The organism is Pseudoalteromonas sp. NSLLW24 (assembly GCF_015864725.1).
GTDB classification, from domain to species: Bacteria; Pseudomonadota; Gammaproteobacteria; order Enterobacterales; family Alteromonadaceae; genus Pseudoalteromonas; species Pseudoalteromonas arctica.
Genome location: NZ_JADYWQ010000001.1, coordinates 128988 through 144981 on the forward strand (window position 1 = coordinate 128988; position 15994 = coordinate 144981).

Here is a 15994-nt window from a genome sequence, read left to right on the forward strand (position 1 = left end):
GTTTAACTGGGCTTTTTTTATATGCCAAACAAAATGCAAACAATAATAGCAGTAGATCAAAACAGCACTTTAAGCACGCGTGACAGGGGCTTAAATTACGGTGATGGCTTTTTTACAACCGCTAAGGTTGTTGATGGGCAAGTACAGTATTGGGCTCATCATAAAGCGCGTTTGATTGAATGCGCACAGCGTTTGGGTTTTCCTGAGTTAGACTTTAATAGCCTTGAAAATCAAATTGCTTTGCATATAAACGCTGCACCACTAAACGTGCTTAAAATACTTGTAACGCGAGGCGAAGGCGGACGTGGTTATGGGCTGCCAAGTGAGTGTAATATTACTATTTTATTGAGCATATTAGACTACCCTAGTAATTACGAAGCGCTTACTAAAAAGGGTGTAAATCTCGAAATAAGCCCGATTAAATTAGCTGCACAGCCACATTTAGCGGGCCTTAAAACATTAAACCGGCTTGAGCAAGTACTAGTTAAAAAAGCAATGCAAACGCAAAACTGCGATGATGTATTAGTGCTTGATTACAATAACAATGTAATTGAAGCTTCAGCAGCTAATATTTTTGCGATTAAAAATAAGTGTGTGTTTACGCCATTGCTTGATGAGTGCGGAATAAAGGGCGTTTATCTACAATCGTTATGTGATAAATTGCCTGTTGAATTTAAACGCGTGAAAGTAGAAGATTTAACCCAAGCAGACGCTGTATTTGTGTGTAATAGCTTAATGGGAGCAGTACCTGTTAAACGTATTGAGCAACAGGTATTTAATACAGACGACAGCCACGCATTACTAACTAAATTATTAGCCAAGGAGGCTGAGTGTTAAAAGTTATTTTATCGGTACTTTTTTTAGCTGTTATAACCACTGCTATTGGTTACCAGCAATTACAAGCAACAATAAATAGCCCGCTAAAAGTAGCGCAAAACACACAATTTGAAGTTAAGCATGGCACTGGCTTTAATAAGTTATGTCAGCAGTGGCAAGCTAATAACTGGGTGGAAGGCTGCTGGCGTTATCAAGTCATTGCCAAATTAGATCCCACACTTACCGACTTAAAAGCGGGCCTTTACGAGCTAACAGCCGATAGCGTTATCAACAACGTAAAAAAAATTAATCAAGGCCAGCAAATCAACTTTAGTTTTACCATAATTGAAGGGCAAAACTTACGTGAAGTACTAAGTGCTATTAAAAAAGCCGATAATTTACAAAACGATTTAAAAAGTGATGAGCTAAGTACACAAATACTGGGCAATAATACACACTTAGAGGGCTGGTTATTTCCAGACACTTACCATTATCATAATAACGATACTGCAAGCAGTGTATTAAAACGTGCAGCACAAAAAATGCAGCAAACGTTAGACGACGCTTGGCAGCAGCGCGCTGTTAATCTGCCCTACAAAACAGCATACGAAGCACTTATAATGGCTTCAATTATTGAAAAAGAAACAGGCCTTGCCAGCGAGCGTCCGTTAATTGCATCAGCGTTTGTTAATCGATTAAACACCAATATGCGCCTACAGACCGATCCAACCGTAATATACGGATTAGGCGCTGATTTTGATGGCGATATTAAACGCAAAGATTTACGCGATTATACGCCTTACAATACGTATCGTATTAATGGTTTACCACCAACACCGATTGCAATGCCATCAAAAGCCGCTATTTTAGCTGCAGTTAATCCGCCACAAAGTGAATACGTTTACTTTGTATCAAAAGGCGATGGTAGCCACCAGTTTTCAACCACGTTAAAGCAGCATAACGCGGCAGTTAAAACGTATATATTAAATAAAAAGAATTAATTTTTATGAAATCAAAATTTATAGTAATAGAAGGGCTAGAAGGCGCGGGTAAATCAACCGCTATTTCGTTATGCCAAGACTTTTTAAACAAACAAAAAATAGACTTCATTAACGTCCGCGAACCTGGCGGCACACCGCTTGCTGAATCGCTTCGTACGCTTGTAAAAGCAGAGCACGAAGAAGAAATTGCCTTTGAAACCGAGTTGCTTATTATGTACGCAGCACGCTCGCAATTAATGCACAATGTTATTACCCCAGCGCTTGATAAAGGCCAGTGGGTACTTGCCGATCGTCATGATTTATCGTCACAAGCGTATCAAGGTGGCGGGCGTGGCATTAGCTCAAATACATTAGCTTCACTTTCGTCAATGGTATTAAAGGGCTTAAAGCCTGATTTAACTATTTACCTTGATATTGACCCAGTGATAGGCCTTGAACGCGCAAAAGGGCGTGGTGAGCTTGACCGTATTGAACAAGAAGCCATTGAGTTTTTTCAACGTACACGTATGCGTTATGTTGAACTTGCTAATGACGACAACACAATTAAAACGGTTGATGCAAACCAAAGTATTGATAAAGTACATCGCGATATAACCAATGTACTGCATTCATTTTTTGAAGGCCTAAAATAATATGCCATTGCCGTGGCTACATGATACTCAAGCACGTTTAGCGCAAAGTTATCGCGCAGAGCGTTTTCATCATGCGCAATTATTTTGTGGGCCTGTTGGCGTAGGTAAATTTGAGTTAAGTGATGAGCTTGGTAATGCTTTGTTATGCCAAAATATAGCTAAGCAGGTAGCTGCGCAAAACAGTATGCTAAAACCTTGCGGGCATTGTAAAAGCTGTTTACTTACTCTTGCGGGTACTCATCCCGACAAGCGTTTAACGCAAGTCGACGGGCAAAGCATAGGCGTAGATGATATACGCGGCATTAGTGATTTTATGAATCACTCAGCAGCGCAAAATGGTAATAAAGTAGCGATAATCGAAAATTGCGAAAAAATGACTACTGCAGCAGCTAACGCATTATTAAAAACACTTGAAGAGCCAACTAATAGCCGTTTTCTAATATTAACTACAAGCCAACCAGCACAGCTCCCTGCAACTATTTTAAGTCGATGCGCTAAAAGTGACGTAAAAATAACAAATACAGCCCTTGCTCAGCAATGGTTAGAGACATTAGATATTCCTAACTATAGTTGGTTAGCACTTTTTTATAACCAACCGCTGCAAGTAAAGCATTGGCAACAGCAAGACCAGCTAAAAAATATTGATACACTGTATAAGTTTGCAACTGAGTTTAAACAAAGCCATAATTTCAAAGCGTTAGTCGATATAATAAATAAACAGCCTGAGCTTGTTCGTATATTTACTTTATTTTTAAGCGTGCAACTAAAGCATCAATTGCTGCAAGGTATGAGTTTTGACGCTTATCAAAGTGCGCAAAATGCATTAGACGAGTTTTTACAAAATAACACACAAGTACTTGGCCTTAATTTACCGCTAGCTGTATCACGATTAGCATACACATTGCGAAATTCTTAAAAGGATTAATCATGCAAGAACTACTAGTAGACATAGACGATTTAGACGAGTTATACCGTTGTTATATGCCTTACTTAAAAAAAGGTGGCTTATTTGTACGTACTAATATGCGCTACGAAGCAGGGCATTCATTAGCCCTTAGAGTTACCTTGCCCGATGCCTTAGAAGATGATGTAGTAACTGGTAAAGTGTCGTGGATCACGCCACAAGGGGCACAAAGCTCTAACCCTCCAGGTATCGGTATTAGCTTTTTAGACGATAAAACAAACCTAAACGCTAAAATCGAAAAGCTACTTGGGACTATGTTAAACTCAGGCGATCAAACATATACCATGTAGTTATAGGGTCGGTTTTTCATTGAGATTAACGCCGCCCTATATTGGGTTCTTTTAATTGCTAACATAATAAATTAAACGAACAAATTTAAACCCTGAACATAATACAGGCCTTATAGTGATTGTAGATTCTCATTGCCATTTAGATCGTCTTGATTTTGATAAATTAGACTTAAACCTTGACCAAGTTCTTGATAAAGCGCGTGCAAAGCAAATAGAGCACTTTTTATGTGTAAGCGTAACGCTTGATCAGTTTCCAAGTATGCTTGACAAAATTAAGCATTACGACGATGTATCAGCCTCATGTGGTGTACATCCACTTGATCAAAAAGACGCCCTTAATAAACAGCAACTAATCGACTTAGCCTCACACGAAAAAGTTGTTGCCATTGGCGAAACGGGTCTTGATTACTACTATTCAAAAGATACTCACGCAGTGCAGCAAGCCAGCTTTGTTGGGCATATTGAAGTGGCTAACGAATTACAAAAGCCGTTAATTATTCATACTCGTGATGCCCGCAGCGATACCATTAATTTAATGCGTGAGCACAAAGCCGAAAACTGCGGTGGCGTACTGCATTGCTTTACTGAAGACTGGGATATGGCAAAAAAAGCCATAGACATGGGCTTTTATATTTCTATATCGGGTATTGTTACCTTTAAAAATGCTATTGAATTAAAAGAAGTAGTAAAACAAATACCGCTAGATAGATTACTAATAGAAACCGACTCGCCTTATTTAGCGCCGGTACCGCATCGTGGGCAAACAAACCAGCCAGCGTACGTAGAAGATGTTGCTTATTACATTAGCGAACTTAAAGGCATTAGCTTTAATGAACTTGCTAAAGCGACTACCGAGAACTTTTATTCTTTATTTAAATTAGCAGCTAAAGGCTAAATACATGATTACTCACACGGCAAACCTTCCTATTTTACTAATGGGGCCAATGGTGCGCCGTGCAGAGCAAACTGGAGTCTGCATCCAGTTTGCTACCTCCAAGCCTGCAAACTGCCAAATAAACTTATTAAATGTTGAGTGTTATAGCGATCAACACACTGTTTCTTTAGGGGAACATTTGTACCTGCATTTCGTGATTATAAAGCCAGTAGATAATAAACTTCCCGTAGATAGCTTATTAAGCTATGAACTTATAATTGACGATACAGCAATCGATTTATCGCCGTGGTGCTATAGCAATCAAACAACGCCTGCATTTGTAATTCCCAATAAACTCAGTGATATTTTGCATGGCTCGTGCCGAAATGCACATCATCCAGCAAAAGACAGCTTAGTGTCTGCAAGTCACTGGCAAAATACTCAGCGTGGTAATAATAATCAAGGCGCGCAATTGCTATTACTCAGTGGTGATCAGGTTTATGCCGATGACGTAGCAGGGCCCATGTTATTAGCTGTTCATCAGTTAATTAAAGCCTTAGGTATTTATAAAGAGCAACCACTTGCAATTGAGCTACCCGACGATATAAATGAGCAACTTTATAATCGCCATGTGTTCTTACCAAAAACGCCGTGGCAAAAACGCTCAAAGTTAGGTGTAGGTTATTGGCTAAAAAAAGACGAACCTCACTTTTCAAGTGTAAAAGCGTATAACCACCTTATCCACTTTGAAGAATATATAGCGCTTTATTTATTAAACTTTAGCGCCGCTGCTTGGCAATGCGTTGATATACAAAACGCAACGTATTTAGGTCAAAGCGAGCAAAACAAAACTATTTTTAACGCTGAAAAAACAGCATTAATTGATTATGCAAAAGGCTTGAGTGAAGTAGAGCGGTTGTTTGCCAATGTATCGACATTAATGATATTTGACGATCACGATGTCACCGACGATTGGAACCTCACCGCTGGGTGGGAGCAAGCTATAAATGAAAACCCAAGTAGTAAACGAATCATTAATAACGGTTTAATTAGTTATTGGCTTTTTCAGGGAATGGGGAACGATGCACTAAATAAAACAGGCGAGCTACTGACACCTTTTAAGCAAAGCCGTACTGCTAATAATTTATGGCAGTTTAAAGCATTTGATAAACCACTAAACGATTTTAGTTTTTGGCATTACGAACTGACTACAATACCCAAAGTAGTGGTGCTAGATACGCGCACGCACCGCTGGCGAAATGAGCAAAACTTTAACGAACCTTCGGGGCTACTTGATTGGGAGCGCCTCACAGAGCTTGAGGAAAGCCTATTAAGCCACGACCAAGTTATTATTGTATCGCCAGCCCCTGTATTTGGTGTTAAATCAATAGAAGCCATTCAAGCCATGTTTAACATATGTGGCCAACCGCTCATGGTTGACGTAGAAAACTGGATGGCGCACGAAGGCTCAGCCAAAAAGCTACTCGATACATTTAGACGAACCGACACCCCAAACGAAACCCTGATTTTATCGGGAGACGTACATTACTCATTTTGCTTTTCGGTGCAAAAGCGTTTTGGCGATCATCCCAATCGAATTTGGCAACTTACCGCCAGCGGTATTAAAAACGAGTTCCCGCGTAAATTAATAAACATACTCGATAAACTAGATTCAATTCTATACGGCCCAAAAAGCCCATTAAACTTTTTTACCAAACGCTGGCACATGGAAGTAGATAAACACCAAACTATAGGTGAAGGGCAAAAATACTTAGTAAGCGACTCAGCTATTAGTTTAATAACACTAGAGCAAGGAAATTTAGCCCGCTATCAACTCATACATGGTGAAGGGCATTTAACTGAGTTTGATTTAGAAGAACAGTAATTTTTAATCAATAATTAAAGGCCTATTTGCACAAAGAGAAGCGAAAGAGGAGTAAATGAGAAGACACAATGCCAATCAGAATACAGTTTCGGTGTTTATTTTCTTCTCTAAAAGCGCATCGCCTCATACCCTCTTTGTGAATAAATTACTAATTACGGAGTAAGGTTGTTAAGAAAGCAACGCTTAATTTATTTAAAAACCAGCTAAAAACCTATTTGCACAAAGAGAAGCGAAAGAGGAGTAAATGAGAAGACATAATGCCNAATCAGGATATATTATCGGTTTTATTTCTTCTCTAAAAGCGCAGCGCCTCATACCCTCTTAGTGAATAAATTACTTATACGGAGTAAGGTTGTTAAGAAAGCAACGCTTAATTTATTTAAAAATCAGCTAAAAACCTATTTGCACAAAGAGAAGCGAAAGAGGAGTAAATGAGAAGACACAATGCCAATCAGAATACAGTTTCGGTGTTTATTTTCTTCTCTAAAAGCGCATCGCCTCATACCCTCTTTGTGAATAAATTACTAATTACGGAGTAAGGTTGTTAAGAAAGCAACGCTTAATTTATTTAAAAACCAGCTAAAAACCTATTTGCACAAAGAGAAGCGAAAGAGGAGTAAATGAGAAGACATAATGCCAATCAGGATATATTATCGGTTTTATTTCTTCTCTAAAAGCGCAGCGCCTCATACCCTCTTAGTGAATAAATTACTTACACGGGGTAAGGTTGTTACGAAAGCAACGCTTAATTTATTTAAAAATCAGCTAAAAATCTATTTGCACAAAGAGAAGCGAAAGAGGAGTAAATGAGAAGACACAATGCCAATCAGAATACAGTTACGGTGTTTATTTTCTTCTCTAAAAGCGCAGCGCCTCATAACCTCTTTGTGAATAAATCGCTTAAAAATTTAATGTACAGTTACTTATAGCCCTTTGAATAACGACTTAAAACCTAAGTAAATAATTTTTATGAATTAAAGCGCTTTATGCCATCGACTAGCTTTAGAACATTGAAGTTTATTAGTAAACCAGTACTTATTTCTGAAAGTTTCATATAAGTTATTAATTGTGCAGAGTGAATTGGAAGAAGCTTATCAACCGCCTTTAGTTCAATTATTAATTTATTAGGCAATAAAATATCTAACCGGTAACCTGTATTTATATATTGATCTTTATAATATATCGGTAGCTCAACTTGGTTTTTAGCAGATAAGCCAATTTTACTTAATTCATATATTAAGCAAGCTTCGTAACTTGATTCTAATAACCCAGGCCCTAAATTCCTGTGTACTTCTATAGCGCAACCTATTACTGTTTTTGTTAATGTATCAGTATCCATAGGTATCCTTTTGCTTAATCTACAAGCATTTAATTAACTAAGAAACAGTTTTAAAATAAGAATTAAGTGTAGTACAAATAAAATAGCAAAATTGAAGACTTGTAGGCTATATGAAGCAATCTATTAAGTTGTCACTCGTTTGTTGATCTTAAATCAATCGAAGATCTATTTGCACAAAGAGAAACGAAAGAGGTGTAAAGGAGAAGACATAATGTTAATCAAAACTGTGTTTTATGTTCATTCCCTTCTCTAAAAGCGCAGCGCCTCATAACCTCTTAGTGAATAAATTACTTATAACGGGTACGCTTGTTACGAAAGTCACGCTTAAATTATTTAATCCATTCACCAATAAATCAATTAAAGATCTATTTGCACAAAGAGAAGTTAAAGAGGGGTAAATGAGAAGGCATAATACCAATAAAAAACGCGTTTGGTTTTTATTTCCTTCTCTAAAAGCGCAGCGCCTCATACCCTCTTAGTGAATAAATTACTAATTACGGAGTAAGGTTGTTATGAAAGCAGCGCTTAATTTATTCACAATCAGCTAAAAACCTATTTGCACAAAGAGAAGCTAAAGAGGAGTAAATGAGAAAACATAATACTAATAAAAAACGCGTTTGGTGTTTATTTCCTTCTCTAAAAGCGCAGCGCCTCTTAAGCTCTTAGTGCATAAATCACTTATAACGGGTACGCTTGTTACGAAAGTCACGCTTAAATTATTTAATCCATTCACCAATAAATCAATTAAAAATCTATTTGCACAAAGAGAAGCGAAAGAGGAGTAAATGAGAATACATAATACCAATCAGGATATAGTTTCGGTTTTATTACTTCCTCTAAAAGCGCAGCGCCTCTTAACCTCTTAGTGAAAAAATCTCTTATAATGGGTACGATTGTTACGAAAGCCACGCTTAAATTATTTAATCTATTCACCAATAAATCAATTAAAGATCTATTTTCACAAAGAGAAACAAAAGAGGAGTAAATGAGAAGACATAATACTAATAAAAAACGCGTTTGGTGTTTATTTTCTTCTCTAAAAGCGAAGCGCCTCTTAACCTCTTAGTGCATAAATTACTTATTACAGGCTTTGCTTGTCACGGCAACAAGCGGAGTTTTTCAAGTTAACCGTAAATTGAACCTCGGCGGTAGAAGCAGAGCTTGCTCGCGTGAGAAGCGTAGCTTCTAATTACTTTGTATTAGGTAATTACTTAGCTTTGTATTTAACTGTGCTCTTTTCGACTTCGTTTAGACGCAGGTAATTTACTACTTAATATCGCCAAGCATAGAATAGTCATAAACAACATAGAATTTGCACCCGCTTGTAAAGAGTAATCTACCAACGAATGCAGGAGCATATCTATAATTGCAATGGCGCAGCCAAAAGCAACGCCCTGAAACAATGCTGTTTTACGCTTTCGCATAGTCGCAATACATAACCATAAACAATAGAGTATAAGTGAGCCCAGTGCGGCTGTAGTGGGTATACCCAGCTCTACTGCAAACTGTATGTAATCGTTATGAGCATTATCGTAGTAACCCGAATAAGGCTCAGACTGATATGCCGGAAACGCAGTATAAAATGTACCCCCACCAGAGCCCAACAAAGGCTTATCTAAAATAAGGGGTATTGAATCACGTACAACTTCGTCACGGGTTTCTGATGAAATACTGGTTTCGCTAATACGCTGTTTAACTTTTTCTACATCAAATATAGCACCAATGATAATTAAATCGATTATAAAAAAGCTGACTATAAGTAGTTTAAAGGCTTTAGGTTTTTGCCTGTAAATAAAAAATGCGAGTAAGCTAACAGCCATTAATGCAATAAAAAATGCAGAGTTACCCATACGGCTACGGGTTAAAATTAACGCAACAATAATAATAATTAACGAAATACGTAAAATTATTTTTGAGCTTAAAAGTATTTCAGTCCACGCCCGAAGCGTTTGTTTTAATGTTTGTTTGTAATCGCTAGTAGAGCGCTTTAATTCGCTAACTAAAACACCAATACCCAAACATAAACATAAAGCTAAAAAGTTAGCTAAAAAGTTAGAGTAGGTAAATGTACCAATAGCACGTTCGGTATGTTTATAGCCAAATAGCGGGCTGATTATATCGGGCGATAGGTTTAAATAAGTGGCATACAAAGCCTGAAAAACGCCAGCACTTATAATTGCATATATTAAATTTTTAATACGCTTTTCAGTATTACAATAAATAAATAATAGCCAACAAAATAAAATCATAAAACTTGTTTTAATAAGCATTTGTTTTGTTTGAAACGGGTCAAGGCTAACGCTAAATATTTGTATAAAGCAAATTAAAACAACAGCACCAAGTGCAACAAATAACGGCCAGGAATACAATGGAGGATAGAGGGGCTGCTTATTATTTATAGCGCTATTAATTAAATGAACTAAAAAAGTGGCACCAATCAACAAACCAATAGCTAAAATAGCCCAAGGGCGGTAGCTACCTAAGGGAATAGGTAGTAAAAAAAGTATTGCGCATAGCAACAAAAATATAAAACGATTCAATGTAAACTCATAAAGTAAAAACGCAGCCATAGGCTGCGTTTGTATTATATTTTAGAAGAGTGTTTAGTTACCAACTTCAGATATACCAGCATCACCACCAGTGCCACCAGTACCAGGCGGTACAGTAACTGTAGGTAAAACAACAACAGGAGGGGCTGCAACCGGAGTGCCATCAGTAGGACCCGCAGCAGTCGCTTCAGATGCAACGGTGGGATCTATACCAGCAGTGATTGCAGCAATAGTTACCGCATCACTATCAGCTCCAGCAGTTACTAAGGCTGCTAAAAAGTCAGAAATTAACGCATTATCTGCACCTAAAGAGGCAACAACCGCGTTAATTAACATATCAAGTTGTTCAGCAGAACACGTGGCGTTTGCAATAGGCGAATCAAGGTCCATAGGACCCATGTTTTGACAAAATTGCTCAATGGCAGCCACTAACTCTCTTTGTAATTCTTCTGGCGTAATATCATCAGGAGCATTATTCAAAATATTTAGTAAGTTAGTAAGGCTGTCAGATTGTACTACAACATCAGAATCTGCTTGTGAGTAAACAGGTGAAACAGTAAAAGCCATTGCACCTATTAATAAACTCTTTAAAAAAATCGATTTCATCTTGTGTCCCTTTAAGTGAGTATCTAATTACAGAATTTTAGCGTGTCTGCGCAAAAAGTAAACTCTTTATTAACGTTATCACGGTTCTTACTTGTAAGTACTTTAGAAGGCTCCATAATTAAATTACCTTGTACACCATCACAACCTAAATTTTCAAGCATTTTTAATGTTTCGGGTTTTTCAATTAAGCATGCCAACACTTTAATACCAAAGCCATGACAAATATTATTAACGGTTTGAATAAAAAATTGGCTTTGAGAATTATCTAACAAGTCTTGAATATAACTGCCATCAATTTTTACATATTCAATATCAAGGCCTTGTAAATACCTAAACGACGTTAAGCTCGTTCCAAAGTGTTCTATACACACATTAATGCCAATATCTTTAATTGCATCTATATGTTTTGAGGCTATGTGTACATTATAAAGTAAACTAATTTCATGTAACTCAAATATAAGGTTAGTTTTAATAACAGGTTTAGTGTGGGCATAAAGAGTAAGCCATTGTATAAAATCAGCCGAATATAAAGACGCCTTACTTACGTTTAAAGCAAATACGTCATCAGGGTATTGCTCTTTTATGTTTACAAAGTTACGAATTATTTTTTTGTCTAACTCTTCGGTTAAATTAAGCTTTTCGGCCATAGCAAATAAATGGCCATTATTTACCTTTTCACCTTCATGGGTAAAGTGGGCAAATGCCTCAAAGTAACACTGCTTGTTTTGTGAGTTAGTGCGTTTAACTGGCTGCACCGAAAAGCTAACTTCACCAGAGTCAATAATCGACTGAATAAGTGTACGCCATTGTTTAACACTAAATAGCGTATCTTTATCTATTTTGTTAGTGTCTATTGTATCGCCAATAGTGCTACCTGTATCTAAAGCAGATAAAACACTACCAATAGAGGAGCCTTTATTTACTTCTAATATAGCAAAATTAGCAAACCCATTAACATGTAAGCTATTTTTTTGTTTACTAAAAGCATCGGTAATTTCTAAGCGAGTTCTATTTAAAAACTGCGTATCGTAAGGTATAAGGGCAATAAAAGTACTACCATTTAACCTAAATATTTTAGAGTTAGTAAGGTTACCAATAATTTTAGTAAGAATAACGCTCACATCTTTTACATGCGCGTCACCATCTTGATAGCTAACAGTTTGGTTTATATTAGTAAGTGAAGGTAGGGTAATCATCATTGCAGTAAGTGGCGCATCGGTGGTTATTGTATCAACAACCGAGCTAAAGTGATTTTCAAACAACTTTCGATTACCTAACCCTGTTAAAGAATCAATATAAACTTCTTCTGTTAAGGCTTGGGTTTGTTTAGTTAAAGAATCAAAAGTACTTTGTAAGTTAATAACCATATTATTTATAGCTTTGGTTACAGTGCGCAGCTCTCGTGCAACAGGTATTTCTTCGTTTAACGTAAAGCGCTTACGAGTAACAAGGTGAGCTTGATGCTCAACTGCTTTTAAAGGCTTAAATACTTCGCGTAATATTAAAAAGGCAACTGCAAGCGAGGCAATTAGTATTAAAAAAGAACCATAAAAACTGCGTTTTGTATGCTCCCACAACGTAACATAAGACTGTCCAGTATGGCTTGTAACCTCAAGTATACCCGCCATAATCCAACCATTATTTAGTTCCGACTGCATAGTGGGTGCTTTTAAACTACTTAAAGCAATAAACCAATTAGGCACAGACTCAACACGCTTAGGATTTTCCAGATCAAATACAACCTGGCTTTGTGAATTTGTAAATTTAATTTCTTTGTAGTAACCAGAATCAAAAATAGCGGTAGCCATTGTTTCAGCTATTACTAAGTTTTCTGGATCTAAGTAAGGCGAAATAGAAAGCCCTAAGCTGGTAGCTGTGTCTTGGGCATGGCTTCCCATTTGGGTTTGTAAGTAATCGCGAGTAGTTTCAACATCTGTAACTACTCGAACCACAAATGAAACAACCGAAATAACGATTATTAAACCATAAACTTGGGTTTTAAGACTCAATCCATTTTTAAAAAGTCGAGACATAACTGGTAGTTCCTTTAATGTTACTTTTAATGGGAGCAAGCTCACCTTGTTCAATTCGCTCTAGCATAGTATTCCAAGCCGACACACCACGGCTATTTTTTACTTTATTGCCTAACCCTTTCGATTTAGCTAACCAAAGCCCTTGACCATTAAAACTGTAAATAGGCGTTAAATCGGGGCGTTTATTAGCGGGCAGCAGTTTAGTATTAAAGTTACCTAAAACAAAGGGAATTCTGTTTGGATCTTCTATATATATAAGTACCATGTGGGGTTGGTTTACTGTGCGCTGTCGTACATACATTAAACGTATTTTATCCTCCGGAACACCTAGCGCTATTAACGTAAAGTATTTAGCAATAACGTAATCTTCGCAATCGCCCATACCAACACCTAAGCTCTCTAGCGGGGTAGCCCAGTAATCTTTTTGCTGCCAAAGATCTTCATCGCTTTTGTATTTAATGTGTTTATTAAAAAAATCGTTAACAAGATGAATTTTTTTCCATTCGCTTTCATCAGCTGAGTCATCAATAAAATTAAGCCAATCTTTAATTCGTTTATGGCCTTCGTTGCCATACTGTTGCTGTGCACGGGTAATAATATCGCTATTACGCAAATACAAAAGCATATCTTGTGCACATACAAAAAACGACACAATAAATAAAATGCAAAGCCCTAAGCGCACAAATGTTCCTTAAGTTAGTAATCCTTAATAAATAACTATACCAGTATAGTATTATTACTTTTAAAAAGGTAGATCATCAAAAAGAATTAGATGCCCCAATATGACTCACCCTGACCAGTTTGGTGCAACATAAAATTAACAAAAAAACAATCTAAAAGGATGCTTTATTTATTGAGTCAAACATTATGGTGTGTATAATAATGCTAACACAAGGTATGTGAAGCACGTTATATGGAAGTAAACTTTAGTTTCTTCTTTATATATTTACAAAATAATAATGAAAGGAATTAAAGTGAAAGTTTTAAAAGCCGTATTACCTGTAGCTGGCCTTGGAACACGTATGTTACCAGCCACAAAAGCCATTCCAAAAGAAATGCTGCCTCTAGTAGACAAACCACTTATTCAATATGTAGTTAACGAAGCCGTACAAGCAGGTATTAAAGAAATAATACTTGTTACTCACGCTTCAAAAAACTCAATCGAAAACCATTTTGATACCAGCTTTGAGCTAGAAGCCACACTAGAAGCACGTGTAAAGCGTAGCCTACTAGAAGAAGTGCGCTCAATAGTACCAAAAGACGTAACCGTAATTTCGGTTCGTCAATCTGCGCCTTTAGGCCTTGGCCACGCAGTACTTGCCGCCAAACCAATAGTAGGCAACAACCCATTTGCAGTAATGTTACCTGACGTAATTATTGATAAATACAAATCAAATCCTAAAACCGATAATTTAAGTCAAATGATCGACCGCTTCGACCAAACAGGCCACAACCAAGTAATGGTAGAGCCAGTCCCAAAAGAACAAGTACACCAATACGGTGTGGTTGACCTAGCCGGTATAAAAATTAACGCGGGCGAAAACGCAACAATTAAAAACATGGTAGAAAAGCCAAATACCGATGAAGCACCAAGCAACTTAGCTATTACAGGCCGTTATGTTGTATCGCCTACTATTTGGGATTTATTAGAGTACACACCTCCTGGTGCCGGTGGCGAAATACAACTTACCGATGCATTACTGCAATTACGCCACCTAGAAACACTTGAAGCATACCATTTAAAAGGCCAATCGCACGATTGTGGTTCTAAATTAGGCTATATGCTTGCTAACGTAGAATATGCAATGCAATCAAGCCATATGGGTGAAGAGTTTACCAAAGCAGTTAAAAAACTGGTTTCGTAACTTACTTGTATAATCACAACCAAATTTAATTTGTATTTAACGGTAATATTTAAAAGCCAAAATAGCAGTGCCTGAAATTAAATTAATAAAGAAAATTTAAAGGATTCTTACAAATGAAATATCTTGTAACTGGTGCCGCAGGGTTTATCGGTAACTTTGTAGCTGAACGCTTATGTAACGATGGCCACGAAGTAATAGGGCTAGATAACTTAAACGACTATTACGATCCGGCATTAAAACATGCAAGGCTTGAGCGTATTAAACACCTTACTCAATTTCGTTTTGTAAAAATGGATTTAGCCGACAGAGACGGCATAGCAAATTTATTTAAAGATGAAAAATTTGACCGCGTAATACACCTAGCAGCGCAAGCCGGTGTGCGTTACTCAATAGAAAATCCAATGGCATACATTGATTCTAATTTAGTAGGTACTGCTACTATTTTAGAAGGGTGTCGGCATAATAAAGTACAGCATTTAGTATATGCATCATCAAGCTCTGTTTATGGTATGAACGAAAAAATGCCATTTTCGACTGACGATGCAGTAGATCACCCAGTATCACTGTATGCAGCAACTAAAAAATCAAATGAGTTGATGGCGCATAGCTATAGCCACCTATACGACCTACCAACAACAGGGTTGCGTTTTTTTACAGTTTATGGCCCGTGGGGGCGCCCAGATATGGCCCCTTACTTATTTACCGATGCAATATTAAATAACCGAGAAATTAAAGTATTTAATAACGGAAAAATGAAACGCGACTTTACCTACATAGACGACATTGTAGAGGGCATTATTCGCATTCAAGACGTAGTTCCAAAAAGAGACCAGTCAAATAGCAATACCTCGCCAGAGTCAAGTAAAGCTCCATACCGTGTATTTAATATTGGTAATAACGAACCTATCGCACTCATGACCTTTATTGAGTCAATTGAAAAAGCAGCAGGTAAAGTTGCCGACAAAGATTACATGCCAATGCAAGCAGGTGACGTGCCAGCAACTTTTGCAGATATAGATAGCTTACAAAAAGAAGTTGGCTTTAAACCCAATACAAACATTGAATATGGTATGCAACAGTTTGTTGATTGGTATAAATCTTACAATAAATAATTAAAGTACTCTTTTTGAGAAAATTTAG

The 15994-nt window shown here is 37.2% G+C and carries 14 protein-coding genes; 9 read left to right on the plus strand and 5 right to left on the minus strand.

Annotated features, from left to right (window positions below; translation table 11 throughout):
• Positions 1-21: 21 nt before the first annotated feature.
• From pabC to I6E72_RS00575, 7 genes are all read left to right on the plus strand, one after another.
• Positions 22-837, plus strand: a complete 816-nt coding sequence (pabC, locus tag I6E72_RS00545) for an aminodeoxychorismate lyase (RefSeq protein ID WP_197110766.1) — start codon at positions 22-24, stop codon at positions 835-837.
• Positions 831-1817, plus strand: coding sequence for an endolytic transglycosylase MltG (gene mltG, locus I6E72_RS00550; protein WP_197110767.1), 987 nt, complete (start codon positions 831-833; stop codon positions 1815-1817). The genes pabC and mltG overlap by 7 nt, the downstream gene beginning before the upstream one ends.
• A gap of 5 nt (positions 1818-1822) precedes the next feature.
• Positions 1823-2449 carry a dTMP kinase gene (gene tmk, locus I6E72_RS00555; protein WP_007585737.1) on the plus strand — a complete coding sequence of 209 codons (627 nt, stop codon included), beginning with the start codon at positions 1823-1825 and terminating at the stop codon, positions 2447-2449.
• 1 nt (position 2450) lies between these two features.
• The gene (locus I6E72_RS00560) at positions 2451-3365 is read left to right on the plus strand and encodes a DNA polymerase III subunit delta' (protein ID WP_197110768.1); all 915 of its coding nucleotides are present in this window, start codon (positions 2451-2453) and stop codon (positions 3363-3365) included.
• 11 nt (positions 3366-3376) lie between these two features.
• Complete coding sequence (locus tag I6E72_RS00565) at positions 3377-3703, plus strand: PilZ domain-containing protein (RefSeq protein ID WP_002962367.1); 327 nt, start codon at positions 3377-3379, stop codon at positions 3701-3703.
• 115 nt (positions 3704-3818) lie between these two features.
• A complete protein-coding gene (locus I6E72_RS00570; protein WP_197110769.1) occupies positions 3819-4598 on the plus strand; it encodes a TatD family hydrolase in 780 nt (259 codons plus the stop codon).
• A gap of 4 nt (positions 4599-4602) precedes the next feature.
• Positions 4603-6462, plus strand: a complete 1860-nt coding sequence (locus I6E72_RS00575; RefSeq protein WP_197110770.1) for an alkaline phosphatase D family protein — start codon at positions 4603-4605, stop codon at positions 6460-6462.
• Positions 6463-7429: 967 nt separating this feature from the next.
• Here the strand turns inward: I6E72_RS00575 and I6E72_RS00580 are convergent.
• From I6E72_RS00580 to I6E72_RS00600, 5 genes are all read right to left on the minus strand, one after another.
• Entirely contained in the window at positions 7430-7801 is a 372-nt protein-coding gene (locus tag I6E72_RS00580) for a GxxExxY protein (protein ID WP_024590372.1), read from the minus strand.
• A 1223-nt stretch (positions 7802-9024) separates the two neighbouring features.
• Positions 9025-10371, minus strand: a complete 1347-nt coding sequence (locus I6E72_RS00585) for an O-antigen ligase family protein (RefSeq protein WP_231620484.1) — start codon at positions 10369-10371, stop codon at positions 9025-9027.
• Positions 10372-10404: 33 nt separating this feature from the next.
• Positions 10405-10956 (minus strand): hypothetical protein, encoded by a 552-nt coding sequence (locus tag I6E72_RS00590; protein WP_197110771.1) that lies wholly within the window; start codon positions 10954-10956, stop codon positions 10405-10407.
• 23 nt (positions 10957-10979) lie between these two features.
• Positions 10980-12989 carry a bifunctional diguanylate cyclase/phosphodiesterase gene (locus tag I6E72_RS00595; protein WP_197110772.1) on the minus strand — a complete coding sequence of 670 codons (2010 nt, stop codon included), beginning with the start codon at positions 12987-12989 and terminating at the stop codon, positions 10980-10982.
• Complete coding sequence (locus I6E72_RS00600; protein WP_024594585.1) at positions 12973-13671, minus strand: transglutaminase-like cysteine peptidase; 699 nt, start codon at positions 13669-13671, stop codon at positions 12973-12975. Before I6E72_RS00600 ends, I6E72_RS00595 begins: the two co-directional genes overlap by 17 nt.
• Before the next feature lie 292 nt (positions 13672-13963).
• On the opposite strand from I6E72_RS00600, the gene galU reads away from it, so the two are divergent.
• Complete coding sequence (gene galU, locus I6E72_RS00605) at positions 13964-14854, plus strand: UTP--glucose-1-phosphate uridylyltransferase GalU (RefSeq protein ID WP_197110773.1); 891 nt, start codon at positions 13964-13966, stop codon at positions 14852-14854.
• A 113-nt stretch (positions 14855-14967) separates the two neighbouring features.
• Entirely contained in the window at positions 14968-15966 is a 999-nt protein-coding gene (locus I6E72_RS00610; RefSeq protein WP_197110774.1) for an NAD-dependent epimerase, read from the plus strand.
• The last annotated feature ends 28 nt before the right edge of the window (positions 15967-15994 follow it).

Coding starts and splice junctions, on each gene's coding strand:
- pabC (WP_197110766.1), top strand. CDS start 22: ATGCCAAACAAAATGCAAACAATAATAGCAGTAGATCAAAACAGCACT.
- tmk (WP_007585737.1), top strand. CDS start 1,823: ATGAAATCAAAATTTATAGTAATAGAAGGGCTAGAAGGCGCGGGTAAA.
- I6E72_RS00560 (WP_197110768.1), top strand. CDS start 2,451: ATGCCATTGCCGTGGCTACATGATACTCAAGCACGTTTAGCGCAAAGT.
- I6E72_RS00565 (WP_002962367.1), top strand. CDS start 3,377: ATGCAAGAACTACTAGTAGACATAGACGATTTAGACGAGTTATACCGT.
- I6E72_RS00575 (WP_197110770.1), top strand. CDS start 4,603: ATGATTACTCACACGGCAAACCTTCCTATTTTACTAATGGGGCCAATG.
- I6E72_RS00580 (WP_024590372.1), bottom strand. CDS start 7,801: ATGGATACTGATACATTAACAAAAACAGTAATAGGTTGCGCTATAGAA.
- I6E72_RS00585 (WP_231620484.1), bottom strand. CDS start 10,371: ATGGCTGCGTTTTTACTTTATGAGTTTACATTGAATCGTTTTATATTT.
- I6E72_RS00590 (WP_197110771.1), bottom strand. CDS start 10,956: ATGAAATCGATTTTTTTAAAGAGTTTATTAATAGGTGCAATGGCTTTT.
- I6E72_RS00595 (WP_197110772.1), bottom strand. CDS start 12,989: ATGTCTCGACTTTTTAAAAATGGATTGAGTCTTAAAACCCAAGTTTAT.
- I6E72_RS00610 (WP_197110774.1), top strand. CDS start 14,968: ATGAAATATCTTGTAACTGGTGCCGCAGGGTTTATCGGTAACTTTGTA.